This is a genomic window from Virgibacillus byunsanensis, from assembly GCF_042675965.1.
Classification (GTDB): domain Bacteria; phylum Bacillota; class Bacilli; order Bacillales; family Amphibacillaceae; genus Virgibacillus_R; species Virgibacillus_R byunsanensis.
The window spans coordinates 22,726-40,063 of the sequence record NZ_JBHTKJ010000041.1 but is presented as its reverse complement, the minus strand read 5'-3'; the positions used below and the strand labels follow the sequence as shown (position 1 = coordinate 40,063).

20 protein-coding genes are annotated in these 17,338 nt (G+C 37.1%); 16 read left to right on the top strand and 4 right to left on the bottom strand.

Annotation, left to right across the window (positions count from 1 at the left end; all coding sequences use genetic code 11):
- Window positions 1-142: 142 nt before the first annotated feature.
- Complete coding sequence (locus tag ACFQ3N_RS14715; protein WP_390363293.1) at window positions 143-589, bottom strand: Hsp20/alpha crystallin family protein; 447 nt, start codon at window positions 587-589, stop codon at window positions 143-145.
- A gap of 205 nt (window positions 590-794) precedes the next feature.
- On the bottom strand, window positions 795-1,193 hold the full coding sequence (locus ACFQ3N_RS14710; protein WP_390363292.1) for a hypothetical protein: 399 nt from the start codon (window positions 1,191-1,193) through the stop codon (window positions 795-797).
- A 272-nt stretch (window positions 1,194-1,465) separates the two neighbouring features.
- On the opposite strand from ACFQ3N_RS14710, the gene ACFQ3N_RS14705 reads away from it, so the two are divergent.
- Both ACFQ3N_RS14705 and ACFQ3N_RS14700 read left to right on the top strand, forming a co-directional pair.
- Complete coding sequence (locus tag ACFQ3N_RS14705; RefSeq protein WP_390363291.1) at window positions 1,466-1,702, top strand: hypothetical protein; 237 nt, start codon at window positions 1,466-1,468, stop codon at window positions 1,700-1,702.
- Between the two features lie 275 nt (window positions 1,703-1,977).
- Window positions 1,978-2,397 (top strand): BsuPI-related putative proteinase inhibitor, encoded by a 420-nt coding sequence (locus ACFQ3N_RS14700; protein ID WP_390363290.1) that lies wholly within the window; start codon window positions 1,978-1,980, stop codon window positions 2,395-2,397.
- Window positions 2,398-2,458: 61 nt separating this feature from the next.
- Here the strand turns inward: ACFQ3N_RS14700 and ACFQ3N_RS14695 are convergent, their stop codons facing one another.
- Window positions 2,459-2,824 carry a hypothetical protein gene (locus ACFQ3N_RS14695; RefSeq protein ID WP_390363289.1) on the bottom strand — a complete coding sequence of 122 codons (366 nt, stop codon included), beginning with the start codon at window positions 2,822-2,824 and terminating at the stop codon, window positions 2,459-2,461.
- Window positions 2,825-3,054: 230 nt separating this feature from the next.
- On the opposite strand from ACFQ3N_RS14695, the gene ACFQ3N_RS14690 reads away from it, so the two are divergent.
- Both ACFQ3N_RS14690 and ACFQ3N_RS14685 read left to right on the top strand, forming a co-directional pair.
- Complete coding sequence (locus ACFQ3N_RS14690) at window positions 3,055-3,681, top strand: transporter (RefSeq protein ID WP_390363288.1); 627 nt, start codon at window positions 3,055-3,057, stop codon at window positions 3,679-3,681.
- 179 nt (window positions 3,682-3,860) lie between these two features.
- Window positions 3,861-4,559, top strand: coding sequence for an RNA-guided endonuclease InsQ/TnpB family protein (locus ACFQ3N_RS14685; RefSeq protein WP_390363297.1), 699 nt, complete (start codon window positions 3,861-3,863; stop codon window positions 4,557-4,559).
- A 238-nt stretch (window positions 4,560-4,797) separates the two neighbouring features.
- Here ACFQ3N_RS14685 and dpsA read toward each other — a convergent pair whose 3' ends face one another.
- A complete protein-coding gene (gene dpsA / locus ACFQ3N_RS14680; protein ID WP_390363287.1) occupies window positions 4,798-5,685 on the bottom strand; it encodes a dipicolinate synthase subunit DpsA in 888 nt (295 codons plus the stop codon).
- Between the two features lie 159 nt (window positions 5,686-5,844).
- Here dpsA and ACFQ3N_RS14675 point away from each other — a divergent pair, with 159 nt between their 5' ends.
- From ACFQ3N_RS14675 to ACFQ3N_RS14620, 12 genes are all read left to right on the top strand, one after another.
- Window positions 5,845-6,123, top strand: coding sequence for a (2Fe-2S)-binding protein (locus ACFQ3N_RS14675; protein ID WP_390363296.1), 279 nt, complete (start codon window positions 5,845-5,847; stop codon window positions 6,121-6,123).
- Entirely contained in the window at window positions 6,120-6,419 is a 300-nt protein-coding gene (locus ACFQ3N_RS14670) for a (2Fe-2S)-binding protein (protein WP_390363286.1), read from the top strand. The genes ACFQ3N_RS14675 and ACFQ3N_RS14670 overlap by 4 nt, the downstream gene beginning before the upstream one ends.
- Window positions 6,416-7,630 carry an NAD(P)/FAD-dependent oxidoreductase gene (locus ACFQ3N_RS14665; RefSeq protein ID WP_390363285.1) on the top strand — a complete coding sequence of 405 codons (1,215 nt, stop codon included), beginning with the start codon at window positions 6,416-6,418 and terminating at the stop codon, window positions 7,628-7,630. The genes ACFQ3N_RS14670 and ACFQ3N_RS14665 overlap by 4 nt, the downstream gene beginning before the upstream one ends.
- Before the next feature lie 15 nt (window positions 7,631-7,645).
- On the top strand, window positions 7,646-8,809 hold the full coding sequence (locus ACFQ3N_RS14660; RefSeq protein ID WP_390363284.1) for an NAD(P)/FAD-dependent oxidoreductase: 1,164 nt from the start codon (window positions 7,646-7,648) through the stop codon (window positions 8,807-8,809).
- A gap of 29 nt (window positions 8,810-8,838) precedes the next feature.
- The gene (locus tag ACFQ3N_RS14655) at window positions 8,839-10,191 is read left to right on the top strand and encodes a TRAP transporter large permease subunit (protein WP_390363283.1); all 1,353 of its coding nucleotides are present in this window, start codon (window positions 8,839-8,841) and stop codon (window positions 10,189-10,191) included.
- Window position 10,192: 1 nt separating this feature from the next.
- The gene (locus tag ACFQ3N_RS14650; RefSeq protein ID WP_390363282.1) at window positions 10,193-10,861 is read left to right on the top strand and encodes an aspartate/glutamate racemase family protein; all 669 of its coding nucleotides are present in this window, start codon (window positions 10,193-10,195) and stop codon (window positions 10,859-10,861) included.
- A gap of 79 nt (window positions 10,862-10,940) precedes the next feature.
- Window positions 10,941-12,203: a SpoIID/LytB domain-containing protein gene (locus ACFQ3N_RS14645; RefSeq protein WP_390363281.1), complete on the top strand. Its 1,263-nt coding sequence runs from the start codon at window positions 10,941-10,943 to the stop codon at window positions 12,201-12,203.
- 96 nt (window positions 12,204-12,299) lie between these two features.
- On the top strand, window positions 12,300-13,664 hold the full coding sequence (locus ACFQ3N_RS14640) for a sigma-54 interaction domain-containing protein (RefSeq protein ID WP_390363280.1): 1,365 nt from the start codon (window positions 12,300-12,302) through the stop codon (window positions 13,662-13,664).
- A 252-nt stretch (window positions 13,665-13,916) separates the two neighbouring features.
- Window positions 13,917-14,612, top strand: coding sequence for a CoA transferase subunit A (locus tag ACFQ3N_RS14635; RefSeq protein ID WP_390363295.1), 696 nt, complete (start codon window positions 13,917-13,919; stop codon window positions 14,610-14,612).
- Between the two features lie 25 nt (window positions 14,613-14,637).
- Window positions 14,638-15,312 carry a 3-oxoacid CoA-transferase subunit B gene (locus ACFQ3N_RS14630; RefSeq protein WP_390363279.1) on the top strand — a complete coding sequence of 225 codons (675 nt, stop codon included), beginning with the start codon at window positions 14,638-14,640 and terminating at the stop codon, window positions 15,310-15,312.
- Between the two features lie 24 nt (window positions 15,313-15,336).
- Complete coding sequence (locus ACFQ3N_RS14625) at window positions 15,337-16,113, top strand: 3-hydroxybutyrate dehydrogenase (RefSeq protein WP_390363278.1); 777 nt, start codon at window positions 15,337-15,339, stop codon at window positions 16,111-16,113.
- A gap of 24 nt (window positions 16,114-16,137) precedes the next feature.
- Entirely contained in the window at window positions 16,138-17,316 is a 1,179-nt protein-coding gene (locus ACFQ3N_RS14620; protein WP_390363277.1) for an acetyl-CoA C-acetyltransferase, read from the top strand.
- Window positions 17,317-17,338 lie beyond the last annotated feature (22 nt).

The window sequence follows — 17,338 nt, the reverse complement described above, 5'->3', positions numbered from 1 at the left end:
CCAGACGGCGGCAATAGCGCGTGTTCTTAGAAATAAGCCTAAAGTTACGTCGCAGTTTATATCAACTGCGAGGATTAAAAAGCAACAAAACTTACTTACAAATAAGCCAAACAAGAAAAGCCTGTCGAAGTGACAGACTCTTCTACTCTTCAATATCAATATACGTTTGAGAATCTTTTTTTGGAATAGTAACTTTTAATCTTCCATCTTTAAAACTCGCTTTGGTTTCTTTTTTGGGAATAGGAAATGGCACTGTAATCATTCGTTCCATCCGTTGAAAAGAGTCTTTTATATTTGAGGAATTATTTTGGATATCTTTAATGTGGGTTGATTTATCTACGGTGATCCGTAATCTGTTTTCGATTATCTCTAGGTTAATTTGATCGCGCTTATAGTCGGGTAGGTCTGCTGTTACAATAACATTAGAATCATTTTCATACACATCAACCCAAAAAGGTTTAAGATGGAAGTAAGGATTTATTTGCTTGAATGATTGATTGAAGAATGAATCCATTTGTTTCATAAAGTCACGTAGCGGTGTCATATCAATATCAAACTTCTCTGGTAAGTTATCCTTTTTTGAGCTCACTATCTGTCCCCCTCTACATAAATATACAATAATAAACTATGCTGAAATATAAATTTGTAGTGGGCAAAGTGAGCAGATTAGAAAACTTGACTTTTCGTTAAAGAGATTCTTAGTAAGCGTACTTTGCTTTCTTAGAAGCCCTTATGTTTTGGAGTGCAAGCCTTAATGGCGAAAGCATAAGTTGTACTTATGCAACTATGTAAGCCTAATTTGAGAACGTCTCTTTAGTTACAAGTGCTTGTGTTAATTTTGTCTTGGTACAATGTTCAAACGCTTCTTCTTCAACCAAACCTAATTTAAACGCTGATTTAAGCTTGTCTGTGTCTGGACGCTTTAACGTTATAATAAAATCAGCCAGGTTTAATTCTTCTAACGTTTTCACTGTTTCTTCATCGTGATAACTAGTTGAGGATCGTATTTGTCGTTGGACTTTATAATTTCCACGATGAATTTCACCTTTTTGATTTTTCCCAATTGATTCATCAAGAAATTGATGAAATTTATTCTTTAAATGATTTAATTCCTGTTCCACTTCCTTTTTTTGCTTTGACAGTTCATAATACTTTTTGATTTCCTCTTCTGTAACTGCTAAAGATTCTCCCATGTTCACAACTCCCCCAGTCTACTTGATTACTACATTTGTATGTATATGGAGATTGAATATGACAAGAACTTGTATATTATTTTTCTATTAGGCTAATAAAAATTGGCTATGATGAAGGCACAACTGAAAATGAACGTGCATTTTATGATGCCGGCAATGGTTGGGCAGTCAAAATGTCACTACCAGAGGGCAGAGATTCTGCAAATGTAACAGATGGTGTATTTTAATTCCATGGTATAGACTGGCCTGTTCCAGATGTAATTGATTTCGCAGTGGAAGTATGGGATGGATCCGGTTTTGATGGAACACCAGGAGAAAAACTTGTAGGTTTAATCGAAGCTGAAGTAACAAGAAGCTTCGATGAATGGACTGTAGTAGATTTAAGAGAGCATAATATTCAAGTAGATGACGATTACTATATGGTTTATATTCAAACAGACCCAAATCCTAACACACCAGAGCTAGCAACGGACGAAATAGGCCATATGCAAAGAGAAGTTATCAATTAGTTGGAGGAGAATGGTCGTAATCTCCTGCTTCTGATAGGAACTATATGATAAGGGTCTCGAGTAGCTTATGGAGTAGAAATCGCTGAAATCAATTCACCACCTGAGGATCTTATTACCAATGAGTCAAGTATTACACTTTTCAAGGCGCTTACGCTTTTGTTATAACCATTTCGTTTTAAACACCATACATTAAATAAGGCGAGTAAAAGTTTTTGTTAATCTTAAATAGGAAAATTTGTTTTCTTATCGAATCAGTTAAAGAAGGGGATGATTGAATGAGGAATAAACCAAATAGAAACCAGGAATTTAATCCTATAAATATAAATATAAATCCTATCCAGAACAATGGAGAAAACAGTCTGTCTTTTTTTCTTCAAGAAGTGAAGGACTCTAACGCAGATAAAACATTCAGATACACCGTTATAAATGAGGGGAATCAAGTACAGAAGCTGTCATTTAATACAAGTCAGAGGTATGAATATGAACTATTTAGCAAGGAACATGGTCTGGTGGAACGTTATTCAGATGGAAAGATGTTTTTACAAGTATTACAAGATATTATGTTAGCTCCAAAAGAAAAACTAACTTATGATATTTCTTTTTCTTCATTAGAAAAAGGTGAATATTCATTAACCGTATTTTTAACCGCTCGTGGTTTAAGTCATTCCAAAAGGACAATCACATTTCGGGTATAAAAAGGATTAAGAGGTGCTTTGTAATTGTTAAGGTGAACCTGCACCTCTTTATTTCAAGTATCTAACGCCAACGGAGAGAAACTACTAACCGGCAACAATCGATTTCTTTTACTTTTGATTTGAATTCTAATCGTAAACCATCCGGATTGTAATTCACATTAACCTCCGATGTAACGCCTAGTGAATGAATTAACCGTTCAACCTCTTCGGTGTCAGAGACTTGTGCAGCATACATTAATTTAGTGTCAAATTCCTTTGACTGAGATAACTTCTCCAGAACCTTGCTGGCATCTTCCATCAGTTTTTTTGATTCATTTGCTGATTCATACAACAGTTCAGGGTCAACTGGTTGATGTTGACGATATGGAGTATAGGTGTTATGCCAATAAGGAGAATGAAAGTAACCAGGGTAAATTAAATAATACATAATGTTCATTCCCTCCTTGAATAAATACGTACAGTAAACTATATGCATGGATGCTTTTTTAGGGAATGGATATAAGTATTCATACTCTATGAATTTTATGGTAGATAAGAAAGTATAGAACTTTCTTATCTACATAAGTGCAACTTAGGCTTTCGCCATTAAGGCTTGGCGATAAGCCAAGTTTTCTAATATAATAGACAAAGAGATACACATCAAGAGGGGATACATGTATGCAAAAAGTAATGAAAATAATGTATGAGTGTATTATGATTCTACTCGTCATGCTTACAATCATGTCGATTTGGACGGAAAACTCATATAATTCTACTATTAATTGGATCGTGTGGGCTGTATTTTTTACTGACTTTCTCATTCGTTTTATAGCTACAAGAAAAAAATGGGATTTCATTAAACGAAACCCGTTTCTTTTAATTGCCATTATTCCGTTGGATCAATTCTTTCAGGTAGCCAGAATTGTACGGTTAATCTACTTATTCCGTATCAAAACAATTGCTAAATATTATATAACTCCGTATATAGAAAAGTTAACGTATAAATCTATGATGATAATCATATCTATTATTCTGTTGTTATTATTCGTTGAGTCATTAGTTGTTTGGAATCTAGAAAGTGCTATTATGACGTATAATGATGCGTTGTACACGATAGTTGGTTATCTATTATTTTTTGGTCATCAAATTATTGTGATTGAAAATCCCATTTCGATATGGTTCTTAACAGGTACATCTATTATCGGAATTGCTATTCAGGGATTAGCATTGCAGTGGATATTTAGTAAAGTGGAAACCATATTTATCAACTTGAAAAAAAGGAGATCCTTATCTCGTGAATGTTAATAATAGAAATCTTCTTTTTATCGAACTTAGGCGAGAAGACTCCTTCCTCAAAACACGTCAGTGTTTAGGTGGGGGATGAATCGCCTATCTTTTCTGTTCTAAGAAATACGTTTTGATATAATATACCTATAACGTCTAGGGGGTGAAAAAAGAATGTCGACATTATCAATTAAAATACCATTGAAGGGATTTCAGCGCCCCAAAAAGGGAATGGACAGCTCTTTCAAAAGAAAGAAAAATGGTATTTTTCGTTTGTAATTTCTTTTGAATTACAGAACGACATTTTAGAAAAGACTGAAAAATCCATTGGTGTAGACCGAGGGCTTAAATATATTGCCGTTGCTGGAGATAAGGAAACGGGAAAGTATGTTCATTTTTCAGGAAAACATATTGGTCATATACGACGCAAGTTCAGTCGTCTCAGAAGAAAAATCCAAAAAACAAAAAACACCAAAGCATTGAAGCGATTTGAAGATAAAGAGCAGCGTATCATCCACTATTGGAATCATTTGATAGCGAAAAGAATTGTGCAATTCGCTAAACAACAAGGAGTTTCCATCATCAAAATCGAGGATTTGAGTGACATTCGTTCCATGAAAAAATACTGGAAACGAAGCGATCGAAACGTTAATTCCTGGGCTTTCTATGATTTGGAGTTGAAATTAACTTACAAAGCACAACTAGCCGAGCTAGAGGTGCAAAAAGTGAATCCATTCAAAACAAGCCAAGAATGTACAAACTGCGGAAAAACAGTAAAAAAGAATCGCAGAGGTTCGTTATATAAATGCTCTTGTGGATACAAGAAAAATGCTGACGTAAACGCCAGCTTTGTGATTTCTACAAGACCATCTATCGAGGAAAAAGAAACTGCGGCTTAACCGCCGTTGCGGGAAGTTTAATGCTTTTCGTAAGGCGCCTGACTGCGCTGTACACCTAGCTGATGACGCTCTACCCGTGATTCGTGCAAACGAAAATCGGGACTGAGTTGAGGTAATGGTAACCACCCGATAGATTGTTGGTCTATTGGAATCCCCTTTCTCAAAAATCCGTCAGGATTTTAGGTGGGGAAGGATGTCAATATAGTCGTCAAAACGTCTTTATAGATGTTTTGGCTTTTTATTTTTTAAATTCTATTCCTGATAGCTCTTCGGATAGAATATCTGCTAGAATTATGCCGGCTGTTTTAGGGGCTGTTTTCCCGGGTAATCCAAGTGCATGGATAGCATTAAGTCCCTTATTATCAGCAAACTTAAAGTCTGTACCTCCAGGCTTTGAAGCTAGATCAATAATAAGAGTAGATGTTGACATAGTAGCTATAATGTTGGAATCAAGAATTTGATGAGGAATGGTATTAATACAGATATCAATGTCAGATATCTCCTTTTCTAAATCAGCTAATCTTATAGGTGTTAACCCCATTTCAGTAATACGAGCCATATTAACGGATTTCCTCACACCTACGCGAACGTTTGCCCCAACAGAAGAGAACAATCTAGCAACGGTGGTACCAACTCTACCAAAACCCAGTACCATTACTTTAGATCCGTGAATCGTACGGTCTGTTTGTTCCATTGCCAACTTTAGCGCACCTTCAGCAGTTGGAATGGAATTTAAAATAGCCACATCATCACGGTCAAATAAGCGCACTAATTTTCTTTGAGTTAATGTAGTTAAAGTATCTAAAAAAGGTTGAGAGGTACCTGTATAAATAATGCAATGTGCTGGTGTTTGGGAAATCAGTTCTTCTGAGAGAATAATAGTTTTATTAGAATAAGTAGCTTCCACTTTTCCAGTTTCATCTGTGCCAGCGACTGGTAATGTTATGGCATCTATAACAGTAAGGTCAACCTCATTAAGTCTTGACTGATGAATTTTAGGGTTATCAAAGGTTAACTGATCAAACCCAAGTAAATAAACATTGGCTCCGGCTATTGCAAGATTATGTATTACTTCCAGGTTTCTGTCATCGCCTCCTATTACAAGTATGTTCAGATTGATTAACATGAGGATTCCCACCTTTAGATAAATTTTTTGTTATCGAACGCATGAAAATGTCAATTATTCATAGGTTTAAACTATAACCTATTATTTATTCAAAATACCTACGTGTTACTAATCTTATGCTTATGACTATTTTTAATGAAGAGTGTGGAGGTAATTTAAATCAAAGATGTCGTTATCTGTAGATGTGAAGAGGTCATGCTAAGTGAAATTATAACATCCATCAAAAATGGTACAAAGTCCGCGAAAGAATTAAAACTGAGGACAAGAGCTGGTATGGGGGTGTGTCAAGGCAGGATATGCCGTCTGCCTTTAGAACAAATTGTTTCTTATCATACAAACAAATCCATACCGCCATCTTCAACTTTATCTTTCAACAATCCAGTACGTCCTCTGACATTATCCGAATTGGCTCAAAATAGAAAGGAAAGTTGTTTATGAGAATTTATGAACATCCAATATTAGGGCCACTAGACAGAAGAACAATAACCATCTCCTTTGACGGAGTGGATTATCCAGCTCTTGAAGGAGAATCGATAGCTGCTGCATTATTGGCTAACGAAATTCGCATATTACGATATTCAGAAAAACAGAAGAAACCTCGAGGCATTTATTGTGGTATTGGTCATTGCTATGAGTGTCGGGTAACTGTAGATGGAAAAAGTGGCATTCGATCCTGTATTAGCCAGGTTACAGATAAAATGAGAATCAAATCAAAAAGTGACTATAGCTTATGAAATATGACTTGATTGTTATTGGTGCTGGTCCTGCTGGTATGTGTGCATCAATCGAAGCTGCTTCACATGGAGCATCAGTGGCTATCGTAGACGAAAATCCAGTCTCAGGTGGTAAATTATTGGGTCAACTACATGAGGAGGAACAGAAGAGGTGGTGGATTGGCAAGGAAATTGCACTGAAATTAGAGGAAAAAGTTAATCAATTAGAAATTACAAGTTTTCAGGAGAGAGAAGTTTGGGGGATTTTTCCACGCTGGCAAGTTATGTTAAACAGTGGGGAGCACCTGCAATCGAAAAATGTACTAATTGCAACAGGAGCGGCAGAAAAAGCCATTCCTATTCCTGGCTGGACTACCCCAGGAGTAATGGCAATTGGAGCAGCCCAAGTGCTGACTAATTATTACCGCGTGAAACCTGGTAACAAAGTTGCAGTCGTTGGAGTAGATCCGCTTTCATTGTCAGTAGCTCATGAAATGAAAATGGCGGGGATAAATGTAGTTGGTATTTTTCTTCCACCGTTTAATGAACTTTCTGAAGGCAAATCGAATCCAAAACAGATGATCAGTAATTTATCCAGTTTAGCTCATTTAGCTCCAAACCCGTTACTCAAGGTTGCTGGAAAAATGGCTCAATATACATCTGTTCAACATATCGGTGCGAAGCTTTACCCTCCTGTGGGATTGAAGATCTGGGGTATCCCTTTATTTTTACGAAAAGCAGTATTAGAGATAGAAGGCGTTAACCAAGTGGAGAGTATTACTATTGCTACTGTGAATTCAGAAGGCATGGTAAAACAGAATACGTTAAAAAGGGTGGAAGTTGATTGTGTTTGTATATCCGGAGGGTTGTATCCTCTTTCTGAAATAGCCGGTGTAGCCGGATGCGATTCAGCCTATATCGACGATTTAGGTGGCTATATTCCCTTACATAATGACGAAATGGAAACAACACAATCTGGCATTTTTGTAGCAGGTAATATAACAGGAATTGAAGGTGCAAAAGTCGCTATGGCACAAGGTGAACTAGCTGGTAAGTCCATAAGTGTTAAATTAGGATTAGTAAAAAATGGTCGAGACGTTATAAGAAAAGCACAGAATAAGGTTGAGAATGAAAGAGAAAAAGCCATCTTAACATTTCAGCAGAATAGTAAACGTGGCCGAAAAAAGTCCGCACAATTTTGGAATAAAAAGCAGCGTGTTAATAAGGATTAAATGAGGTGTGAATTCATGGAAACCGCAGATGCTGTAGTTATTGGCGGTGGTGTTATTGGCGCATCTATTGCCTATCGTCTAGCAGAAAATAATAGAAAAGTAATGCTGATTGAAAAGGGAGAGATAGGGGCCAAGACTTCTGGATCTTGTGATAAGGCGATCTTCTTACAATCTAAAAAACCTGGTTTCCCTACTCAGTTAGCGAAAGCAAGTAGAGAAATTTACGAGAATCTAGAAGATGAGTTAGAAACTTCTATCGAGTTTAAAAGGGGAGGGGGGATGATCGTCATAGAGAAAGAGGGGCATATGGATTTCATGAAAAAATTTGTTAAGAAGCAAAATAATGCAGGAATTAATGTGGAGTTATTGGATAGAAAGGAATCGTTGGAAAGGCAGCCATGTTTATCGCCTAATATTGCAGGATCCACTTATAGCACTGAAGATGCAGAGGTCAACCCACTCTTATTAAGTCAAGCCTTTACAGAGGGAGCGAGAAAGCGTGGAGTAGACATACGGACACATACAGAAGTGATAGCAATTCATAGTGAGCATGGAAGAATAACAGGAGTTCAAACAGACAAAGTCCTTATTGCGACAGAACTCGTTATCAATGCAGCAGGTCCATTTGCATCAAAGATAGCAGAAATGGCTGGCGTTAGTCTCACGATAATGCCTCGTCGTGGTGTAATTCTTATTTCAGAAAAGGTAAAGCCATTAATTCATGGAAATATCTTATGTTCCCAGTACATTGCTGCCAAGTACTTAACAGGCAGTAATGAAGATGATGTACCTCCATATGGAATTGGCCTTTCCTTAGGTCAAACAAATAGTGGGAATTTATTAATTGGTGGTAGCAGAGAGTTTAAAGGATTTAAAAAAGCTTTAGAACCTGAAGTTCTTACCGCTGTTGCAGCACATGCTAGTCGAATTGCACCTTCACTGAATACTATCCGGATTATCCGTTCCATGGTTGGATTTCGGCCTTTTACTGGGGATGGTCTTCCGTTTATTGACGAAACACCAGAAATGAAAGGTTTCATTATAGCAGCTGGTCACGAAGGTGATGGGATTGCACTTGCTCCTATTACGGGACATTTAGTTACCAGTTTGATAGAAAACAAAATGAGATACAAAGATTTGCTGAAGCCATTAAAATTGGACCGTTTACAAGTAGTTTAGCATTTCAATCCAAATAAGGGGTTGTTTGTATGTTCGAAATTATTGTACCGTTAGCTTTATTATTTACGATTGCTTTGGTTAAACAAATACCAAAGATTGGTGGAGATATCCGGGTTGCACTTATCGTAGCAGCTGTCACCTCGGCAATTATATCAGGACTTAATATTGGTGAAACATTCCTTGCATTCATTGATGGTATTGATCGCTTATCGTGGGTAATCATGCTTTCTGTTTTTGGGAGTTTATATGCAGAATCGCAGGTGAAATTAGGAGCAATGGATACAACGTTAAATAGTCTACGAGCGGCTTTTGGGAAATCACCAAGAGGATTAATTATAGCCATATTCATTACGTTAATCATAGCTGGATCTTTCCTTGGTGATGCAATAGCAGCTGCAACTGTTATTGGGTTTCTGGTAATTAATTCATTAACGGAGTTAAAATTAAAGCCTGAACAAATTGGGATGATTATATTACTTGGTGCTTCTATTGGATCAATTATGCCCCCAATTACACAAGGTGTTTTCTTGTCTGCTTCTCTTGTAGGTACAGATCCTAATCCTGTTATAAAACTTGCATTTATAACTGTTACGATAGGTGCAGTTATTGCTATTTTAGAATCATTTCGTTTTGTCCGAGGTAAAAAGATGCCAGCTGAATTAATACCTGAAAGTTCTGTTCTGAAAATCTTAAAAGACAGATGGAAAACATTAATTCCGTTATTTGTTTTAATCACCATTGTTATGGCTAATACGTTGTTTGATTATAATATTTTCGAAAAATGGGGCTTTTTCGCAGTAATATTAGAGTCTTTAAACGAAATTCCAATCATTCAAGGCGTAACTTTCCAAGTCGTATCCGCTATAATTATAGCCATTCTAGTTAGTTTTTTATTCCCTTCTGTTCGAAAAGATACAAAAGGCGTCTTCAAAAATGGCTTAGGTAAAGTAAGCCAGACAGTACAAATTCAACTGAGTGCTGGAGTCATGGTTGGGGTTTTCTATGCATCAGGACTAATCGATAAGGTTGCTCTTATGACAGAAGGGCTTGCATCTTCCATGGTGAAACTTGGTGGAGCCTTTTCCATGGTGGTAGTTGGTATGCTTACAGGGTCGCAAACAACTTCTCAGTCTGTTAATGTTACCTTTCTTGGTCCGATACTGGAAAACATGAACGTAGATCCAACACTAATTGCTTTGGGTGCTTCCCATATTGCTGCAGCTGGTCAGAATATGCCCCCCGTGGGATTAACTGCATTTGTTGTCTGTGGTTTAATTGGCGGGATTCTAAATACGAAAGTTGACCCTCTAAAAGTAATGATGCTAGCATTACCAAACTCACTTTATTTCTTAGCAATTGGGTTATTGATGTGGTTTATTTAAAATGCTTACCCCTCAATTAGGAATAATAATGTTGGATACTAATTTTTGTAGACCGAAAGGGGATATCGGAAACCCCGAAACTTTTTCATTTTCAGTTGAATATGAAGTTGTTAAAAAAGCAACGATTGAACGTGTTGTGAAAATCGCTGACTCTACATTAATCGAACCTTTTATTCAGGCAGCAAAGAGATTAGAGTATAAAGGGGTTAAGGCGATCACAACAAGTTGTGGTTTCCTTTCCTTATTTCAACAGGAAATTCAACGTCAATTAACGGTTCCTTTCTTTTCATCCAGCTTAATACAAATACCATTAGTGTATAATTTAACAAGGGGAACTGTCGGTGTACTCACAGCAAGTAAATCAAACCTAACAAATAAGCATTTTTCGGCAGTAAATGCTCATCAAATTCCAATTGTCATGGAAGGAATGGATGATATGTCAGCATTCACAACTGCCATAGTTGATGAAACGCACCCCTTAGACAGGAATGCTGTTGCTCTGGAGATGAAACAAGTAGTCTTGAGGCTATTGGAAAATAATCATGATATTCGGGCAATTGTTCTAGAGTGCACCAACATGCCTCCATACAGAAGTATAATAAAAGAAGTAACCGCTTTACCCATATTTGATATAAATACACTAACTAATTATGTGATTGATTCATTTTAAATTATTGAATATTTGTTTTATTTGTGCCCAGAATCAATCGTTATGAATAATTAAAGAAACGCATAGGAATTATAGGCTTATGAGATACTTCCTAATCATTTTCACACTACTATTTCTATTCGTATTCCCAGATTCAACAAAGGCAGAAGATATGGTTACGGTAAAATTAGTTAATTATATTGGAGAGTCTTCGCACGTATATTTTCAATTAAAAGGAGACTATTTTGCGCTCGATCCTACGTTGTCATTAAAAGAAGGGGTGAACTATAAACTGACAATTGATGGCGACGAATCGCTTGTGTTACAAGGGGCAGGTAAAAAGCAAGAGATTAATGTTCCTTTTATTCTGATTCCTCAATCTTATAAAGATGAACACCGGATCTATGTGAATAATCGTCCATATTTAGGAGCCATGGAATTTGGGATAGAAAATAAGGAATTCATACGACCTGTTAATCAATTACCACTAGAAGATTATTTAAAAGGAGTTGTACCATTCGAAGTATTTCCTAATTGGGGGCTTGAGACGCTGAAAGCACAAGCACTCGCCGCAAGAACGTATGCCGTCTCTCGTATAGCAGAAATTATCGATGATACTATTCGCTTTCAAGTATATGGAGGATATACATGGTATGAGAACACAACAAAAGCAGTAGAAGAGACCCAAGGGGAAGTAATTACGTATCAGGATCAACTTATTAATGCTTTTTACTCTGCAAGTAATGGTGGCATAACCGAAAATAATGCGAATGTATGGGATGGAAAGCCTATGCCTTATTTTCCTATAAAAAAAGATCCGTATGATCCTATTCATCCATGGGAATTTGTGTTACACCAAACACAAGTCTTACTTGAAGATATGGACTGGTATAACTCGAACTGGTGGAATAAAATAGAGGAAAAGGATCAGGCAATTACTACTTCTATGAAACAATGGTTAAAAAGAAATGGTTATCCCGGTGATATAAAAATTGTATCGATTCCGCGTTTTGAGATTTCTAATCAAAAACTAGACTCCAACCGAAGTGTTAAAGGGTCTATAACGGTTGAGTTTTTGCACCGGTTAATGGAAGGTACTGTTTTATTTGAACAACTAGCGCTAGAAGATGCTGCGCTTGATCATATTCGCCCATTAATCGGTGGTACGACTTTTAAAAGTTATCTAATTGATAATCTGGAAGAAAATGAAGAAATGTACACGTTGAAAGGAAAAGGATTTGGACACGGTGTCGGCATGAGCCAATGGGGTTCTCATATAATGGGGCAGCAAGGTAAAACATATGAGGAAATTATCCAGTTTTATTTTCCCAAAACATCGATTACTAATTGGGTTACCGAATAAAAGTATGTTATCTATGTGTTAAAAATTAGCACCCTAAGTGGTGCTTTTCTTTTGTTATAATAGATAAAGGTAAACTGGTTTATAGGAGGATATAGCATGCTTTTCATGAAAGAACACTATAGAGACGAGATTTTTGAAACCGTTTTTGAGAATGCCTACCACTGTTTTGTTGTCGTAGATGCTCAAGGCTTAATAACATATATGAACAATACGTATTGTGATTTTCTTGAAGTTGATAAAACAAAAGTAATAGGGATGCACGTAACAGATGTTATTGAGAATTCCAGGATGCATATTGTTGCTGCAACGGGCAAGGAAGAGATTGCTGATCTTCAATATATTAGAGAGAATCACATGATTGCTAATAGAATTCCTGTACGATCTAACGGAAAACTTGTCGGAGCAGTCGGTACGGTGCTTTTTCGAGATACAAAAGAATGGATGAAAATGAATAGCCATATTAAAGATCTTTTATTAGAGCTTGAACACTATCGAAGTCAATTAAACGATCAATATGGAACTACTTATTCGTTGCATGACATAGTTGGTAGTTCAACACAGATTAATGATATAAAAGCTAAAATTAAAAAAGTTTCTCCCGGAGATGTATCTGTGTTGTTGCGAGGTGAAAGTGGAACTGGAAAGGAATTATTCGCACACAGTATTCATCATCTCAGTGAACGACATACAAAGCCTTTCATTAAAGTGAACTGTGCAGCCATTCCGGAACATTTGTTGGAGTCAGAGTTATTCGGTTACAAAGAAGGTGCGTTCACGGGTGCCAAAAAAGGAGGGAAGCTCGGGAAATTCCAACTTGCCAATGGTGGTACTTTATTTTTAGATGAAATTGGAGATATGCCATTAAGTGCGCAGGTTAAAATATTACGGGTCTTGCAAGAGGGTGAAGTGGAAGCAGTAGGGGGAATTGACTCTCAAAAAGTAGATGTCAGAATCATCGCTGCAACAAACCAACCACTAGAAAGACTAATAGAAGAACAGCGGTTTCGAGAGGATTTATTTTATCGCATTAATGTGGTTCAATTGCAGATCCCTTCCCTTAGAGAACGTCCAGATGATATACGGGTATTATCTAAATATATGCTGCATAAAATTACAACCCGGACAGGTAAAAGAGTTATCGATTTTGATGCTGAAGTGATTACACGGTTTATGGAACATCATTGGCCAGGAAATATACGTGAATTAGAAAATGTTATTGAATCAGCTGTCCATTTAACAAATACAGAAATGATTAAGTTTGAGGATATACCGGATTATCTACAACCAGATTCGTATGTATCAGAACAGGATGGAACATTAAAAGAAGTAGTGGAAACAGCCGAAAAAAAAGCAATTCAGCGAGCCTTAAAAAAGGCAAATGGTGATAAATTACAAGTAGCTAAAATACTAGCTCTAGGGAAGTCTAGTCTATATGAAAAAATAAAAAAATATAAGTTATAGTACGTTAGTTTTCTCAAAAACAAAAGATTCCATAATTCCGGAAAAAGTTCCGTTATTATGGAATCTTATTTATTTCGTTTATATGTAAGGGTTTTCAAAAGTGTTTTTAAATAGCTGAATCCTTTTTTCCGAGAACGTGGAAAGGACATTTTTTGTAAATCGTTAATAAATGCGATTATGTCAGGATTGTCACCTGAATTAGGAGTTGGCATATTTTTTGCATATATAATTGGTGAAGGGAGTGTAAATATTATGAAAAATATCTATACATCATATGAAGAAGCAGTAAAAGACATCCAGGACGGTTCAACCATTATGGTTGGTGGATTTGGTCTAGTTGGTATTCCTGAAAATCTTATTCTGGCACTAGTAGAGTCGAACGTAAAACAGTTAACGGTAATCTCAAATAATTGCGGTGTCGATGACTGGGGACTCGGGTTATTACTAAAAAATAAACAAATTGATAAAATGGTAGGCTCCTATGTAGGTGAAAACAAGGAATTTGAACGCCAGGTTTTATCGGGAGAATTAGAGGTGGAGCTTGTGCCACAAGGTACGTTAGCTGAACGTATTCGTGCAGGTGGAGCTGGGATTCCGGCATTCTATACACCAGCTGGGGTCGGGACACCAATTGCAGAAGGTGTTGAAGTTCGTACTTTCGATGATAAAGAGTACTTGCTGCAAACAGCATTAAAAGCAGACTTCAGTTTAGTACGAGCAGCTGTTGGAGATACAACTGGAAATCTAATTTACAATAAAACAGCGCAAAACTTCAATCCAATGATGGCTGCAGCTGGGGCGACAACGATTGCTGAAGTAGAAGAATTAGTAGAGTCTGGCACATTGGATCCTGCACATATTCATACACCTGGTATATATGTTCAAGGGTTAATAGAGGGTCAACAAGAAAAAAGAATTGAACGCTTAACCGTAAGACAACAAGCATAATTTTAATAAGGGAGGTAATCTATTCATGTTAAAACAAATGGATAAAGTATCAGTTAGAGAAAAAATCGCAAGAAGAGCTGAGCGTGAAATTGAAAACGGTTACTATGTGAATCTAGGAATAGGTATGCCAACGATGGTTGCCAATTACATTCAACCAGGTAAAGAGGTTGTACTACAATCAGAAAATGGTTTACTAGGGATTGGTAGATCGCCACTAGAAGAAGAAGTAGATCCTGATTTGATTAACGCAGGAAAGGAAACGGTTACTGCAGCACCTGGTGCATCTTATTTTAGTAATGCAGAATCTTTTGCAATGATTCGCGGGGGTCATGTAAACCTAGCCATACTCGGTGGTATGGAAGTTTCGGAAACAGGAGATCTGGCGAATTGGATGATTCCAGGCAAAATGATTAAAGGTATGGGCGGTGCAATGGATATCGTTCATGGCGCTAGAAAAATTGTAATTATTATGGATCATGTTAATAAAGCGGGCGAACCTAAAATATTAAAATCATGCCAGCTGCCATTAACAGGAAAAGCTGTTGTTAATCGAATTGTCACAGATCGTGCAGTTATTGATGTGGAAGAAGAGGGTCTAGTACTGGTAGAAGTAGCAAAAGGCTTTACAGTAGATGACATTATTGAATCAACAGAACCAACATTACGAGTTAGTGAAAATTTGAAAATGGATTCTTTTTAAAATAAGGGTAGGAGGGTTTAGAAGATGGTAGAGAATAAAGTTGTTTTCATTACAGGTGCAGCAAGTGGTATTGGTTATGAAATCGGTGTGGAGTTTGCAAAAAATGGTGCAAAGGTAGTTTTTTCCGATATTGACGAGGCCAAAGTGAAAGACGTAACCGAAACCTTAAAACAAGATGGATATGAATGCATTGGCATAAAGTGTGATGTAACGAAGGAAGAAGAAATTCAACAGGCTATTGATCTAACGGTCGAAAAATATGGAAGACTTGATGTTCTGTTCAACAATGCTGGATTGCAGCATGTTGCTTCAATCGAAGACTTTCCAACCGAAAAATTTGAGTTTATTACAAAGGTAATGCTAGTTGCTCCATTTATTGCAACAAAGCATGCATTTCCAATTATGAAAAAACAAGGCTTTGGACGCATTATCAATATGGCTTCTATTAACGGACTTATTGGATTTGCAGGAAAAGCAGCATACAATAGCTCAAAGCATGGTGTGATTGGACTAACAAAAGTTGCAGCACTAGAAGGAGCAGAGCATGGTATTACGGTAAATGCTGTTTGTCCAGGTTATGTTGATACACCTCTAGTAAGAAATCAAATGGAGGATTTAGCGGCTAACAGAAATGTGTCGGTTGAAAAAGTACTAGAAGATGTCATTTATCCGTTAGTTCCACAAAAACGTTTACTCAAAGTTCAGGAAGTTGCAGATTATTCTATGTTTTTAGCAAGCGATAAATCAAAAGGTGTTACTGGTCAAGCTGTTGTTATTGATGGTGGCTATACAGCACAATAATTAGCGAGGTTAAGGAGTGAGAAAATGAAAAACGTATATATCGTAGAAGGAGCACGTACGCCATTCGGTAGTTTTGGTGGCGTTTTAAAAGATGTTGATCCAACTGAATTAGGAGTTTTCGCTAGTAAAGAAGCGATTCGTCGTAGTGGTATTGATGCTTCGGATATTGATTTATCGGTAATTGGAAATGTTATTCATTCATCTAAAAATGCACCATACTTAGCTCGACACGTTGCTTTAAAGTCAGGTGTTCCAATGGAGAGCCCAGCATTAGCTGTAAATCGCTTATGTGGTTCTGGACTTCAATCTGTTGTTTCAGCTACACAATCTATTTTGCTTGGAGAAGGTAATGTTGCATTAGCTGGTGGAGTAGATAGTATGAGTTTAGCTCCCTATGCATTACGAGGCAGTCGTTTTGGTACCAAATTAGGAATCCCACAAATGGACGATATGTTATGGGCCGCTTTAACGGATGAATATATTGGTTCAGGTATGGGAGTTACCGCTGAAAATCTTGCTGATAAATATGATATTTCCCGCGCGGAGCAAGATGAATACGCTACCCTAAGTCATCAGCGGGCAGCAGAAGCGAGAAATGAAGGAAAGTTTGCTGAAGAAATTGCTCCTGTTGAAGTGAAATCAAGAAAAGGTACTACCGTTATTGATACCGATGAACATATCAAGGAAGAAACGACTTCTGAAAAATTAGCGAAGTTGAAACCTGCCTTCAAAAAGGACGGATCCGTAACAGGTGGAAACGCTAGTGGAATTAATGATGGTGCTGGAGCAGTAATTTTAGCTAAAGAGGAATACGTACAGGATCATAGCTTAAGCCCACTTGCGAAAATTGTTTCGTGGGGAGTTGCCGGAGTTGACCCATCTTATATGGGAATTGGTCCAGTTCCAGCTATTAAAAAGGCATTAAATAATTCATCATTAACAATTGATGATATTGATCTTATTGAAGTAAACGAAGCGTTTGCTGCTCAATACTTAGCGGTTGAAAAAGAGCTAGGATTAAGTCGAGACAAAGTAAACGTTAATGGTGGGGCTATTGCGTTAGGACATCCAGTCGGAGCTAGCGGAACTAGAGTGCTTTACTCTGTTATAAAAGAATTGAAAAGAAGAAATCAAAAGTATGGTATTGCATCGTTATGCATTGGTGGGGGTCAGGGTATTGCGATGATCGTAGAAGTAGTGTAGTAAATTGATAGGTTAAACAATC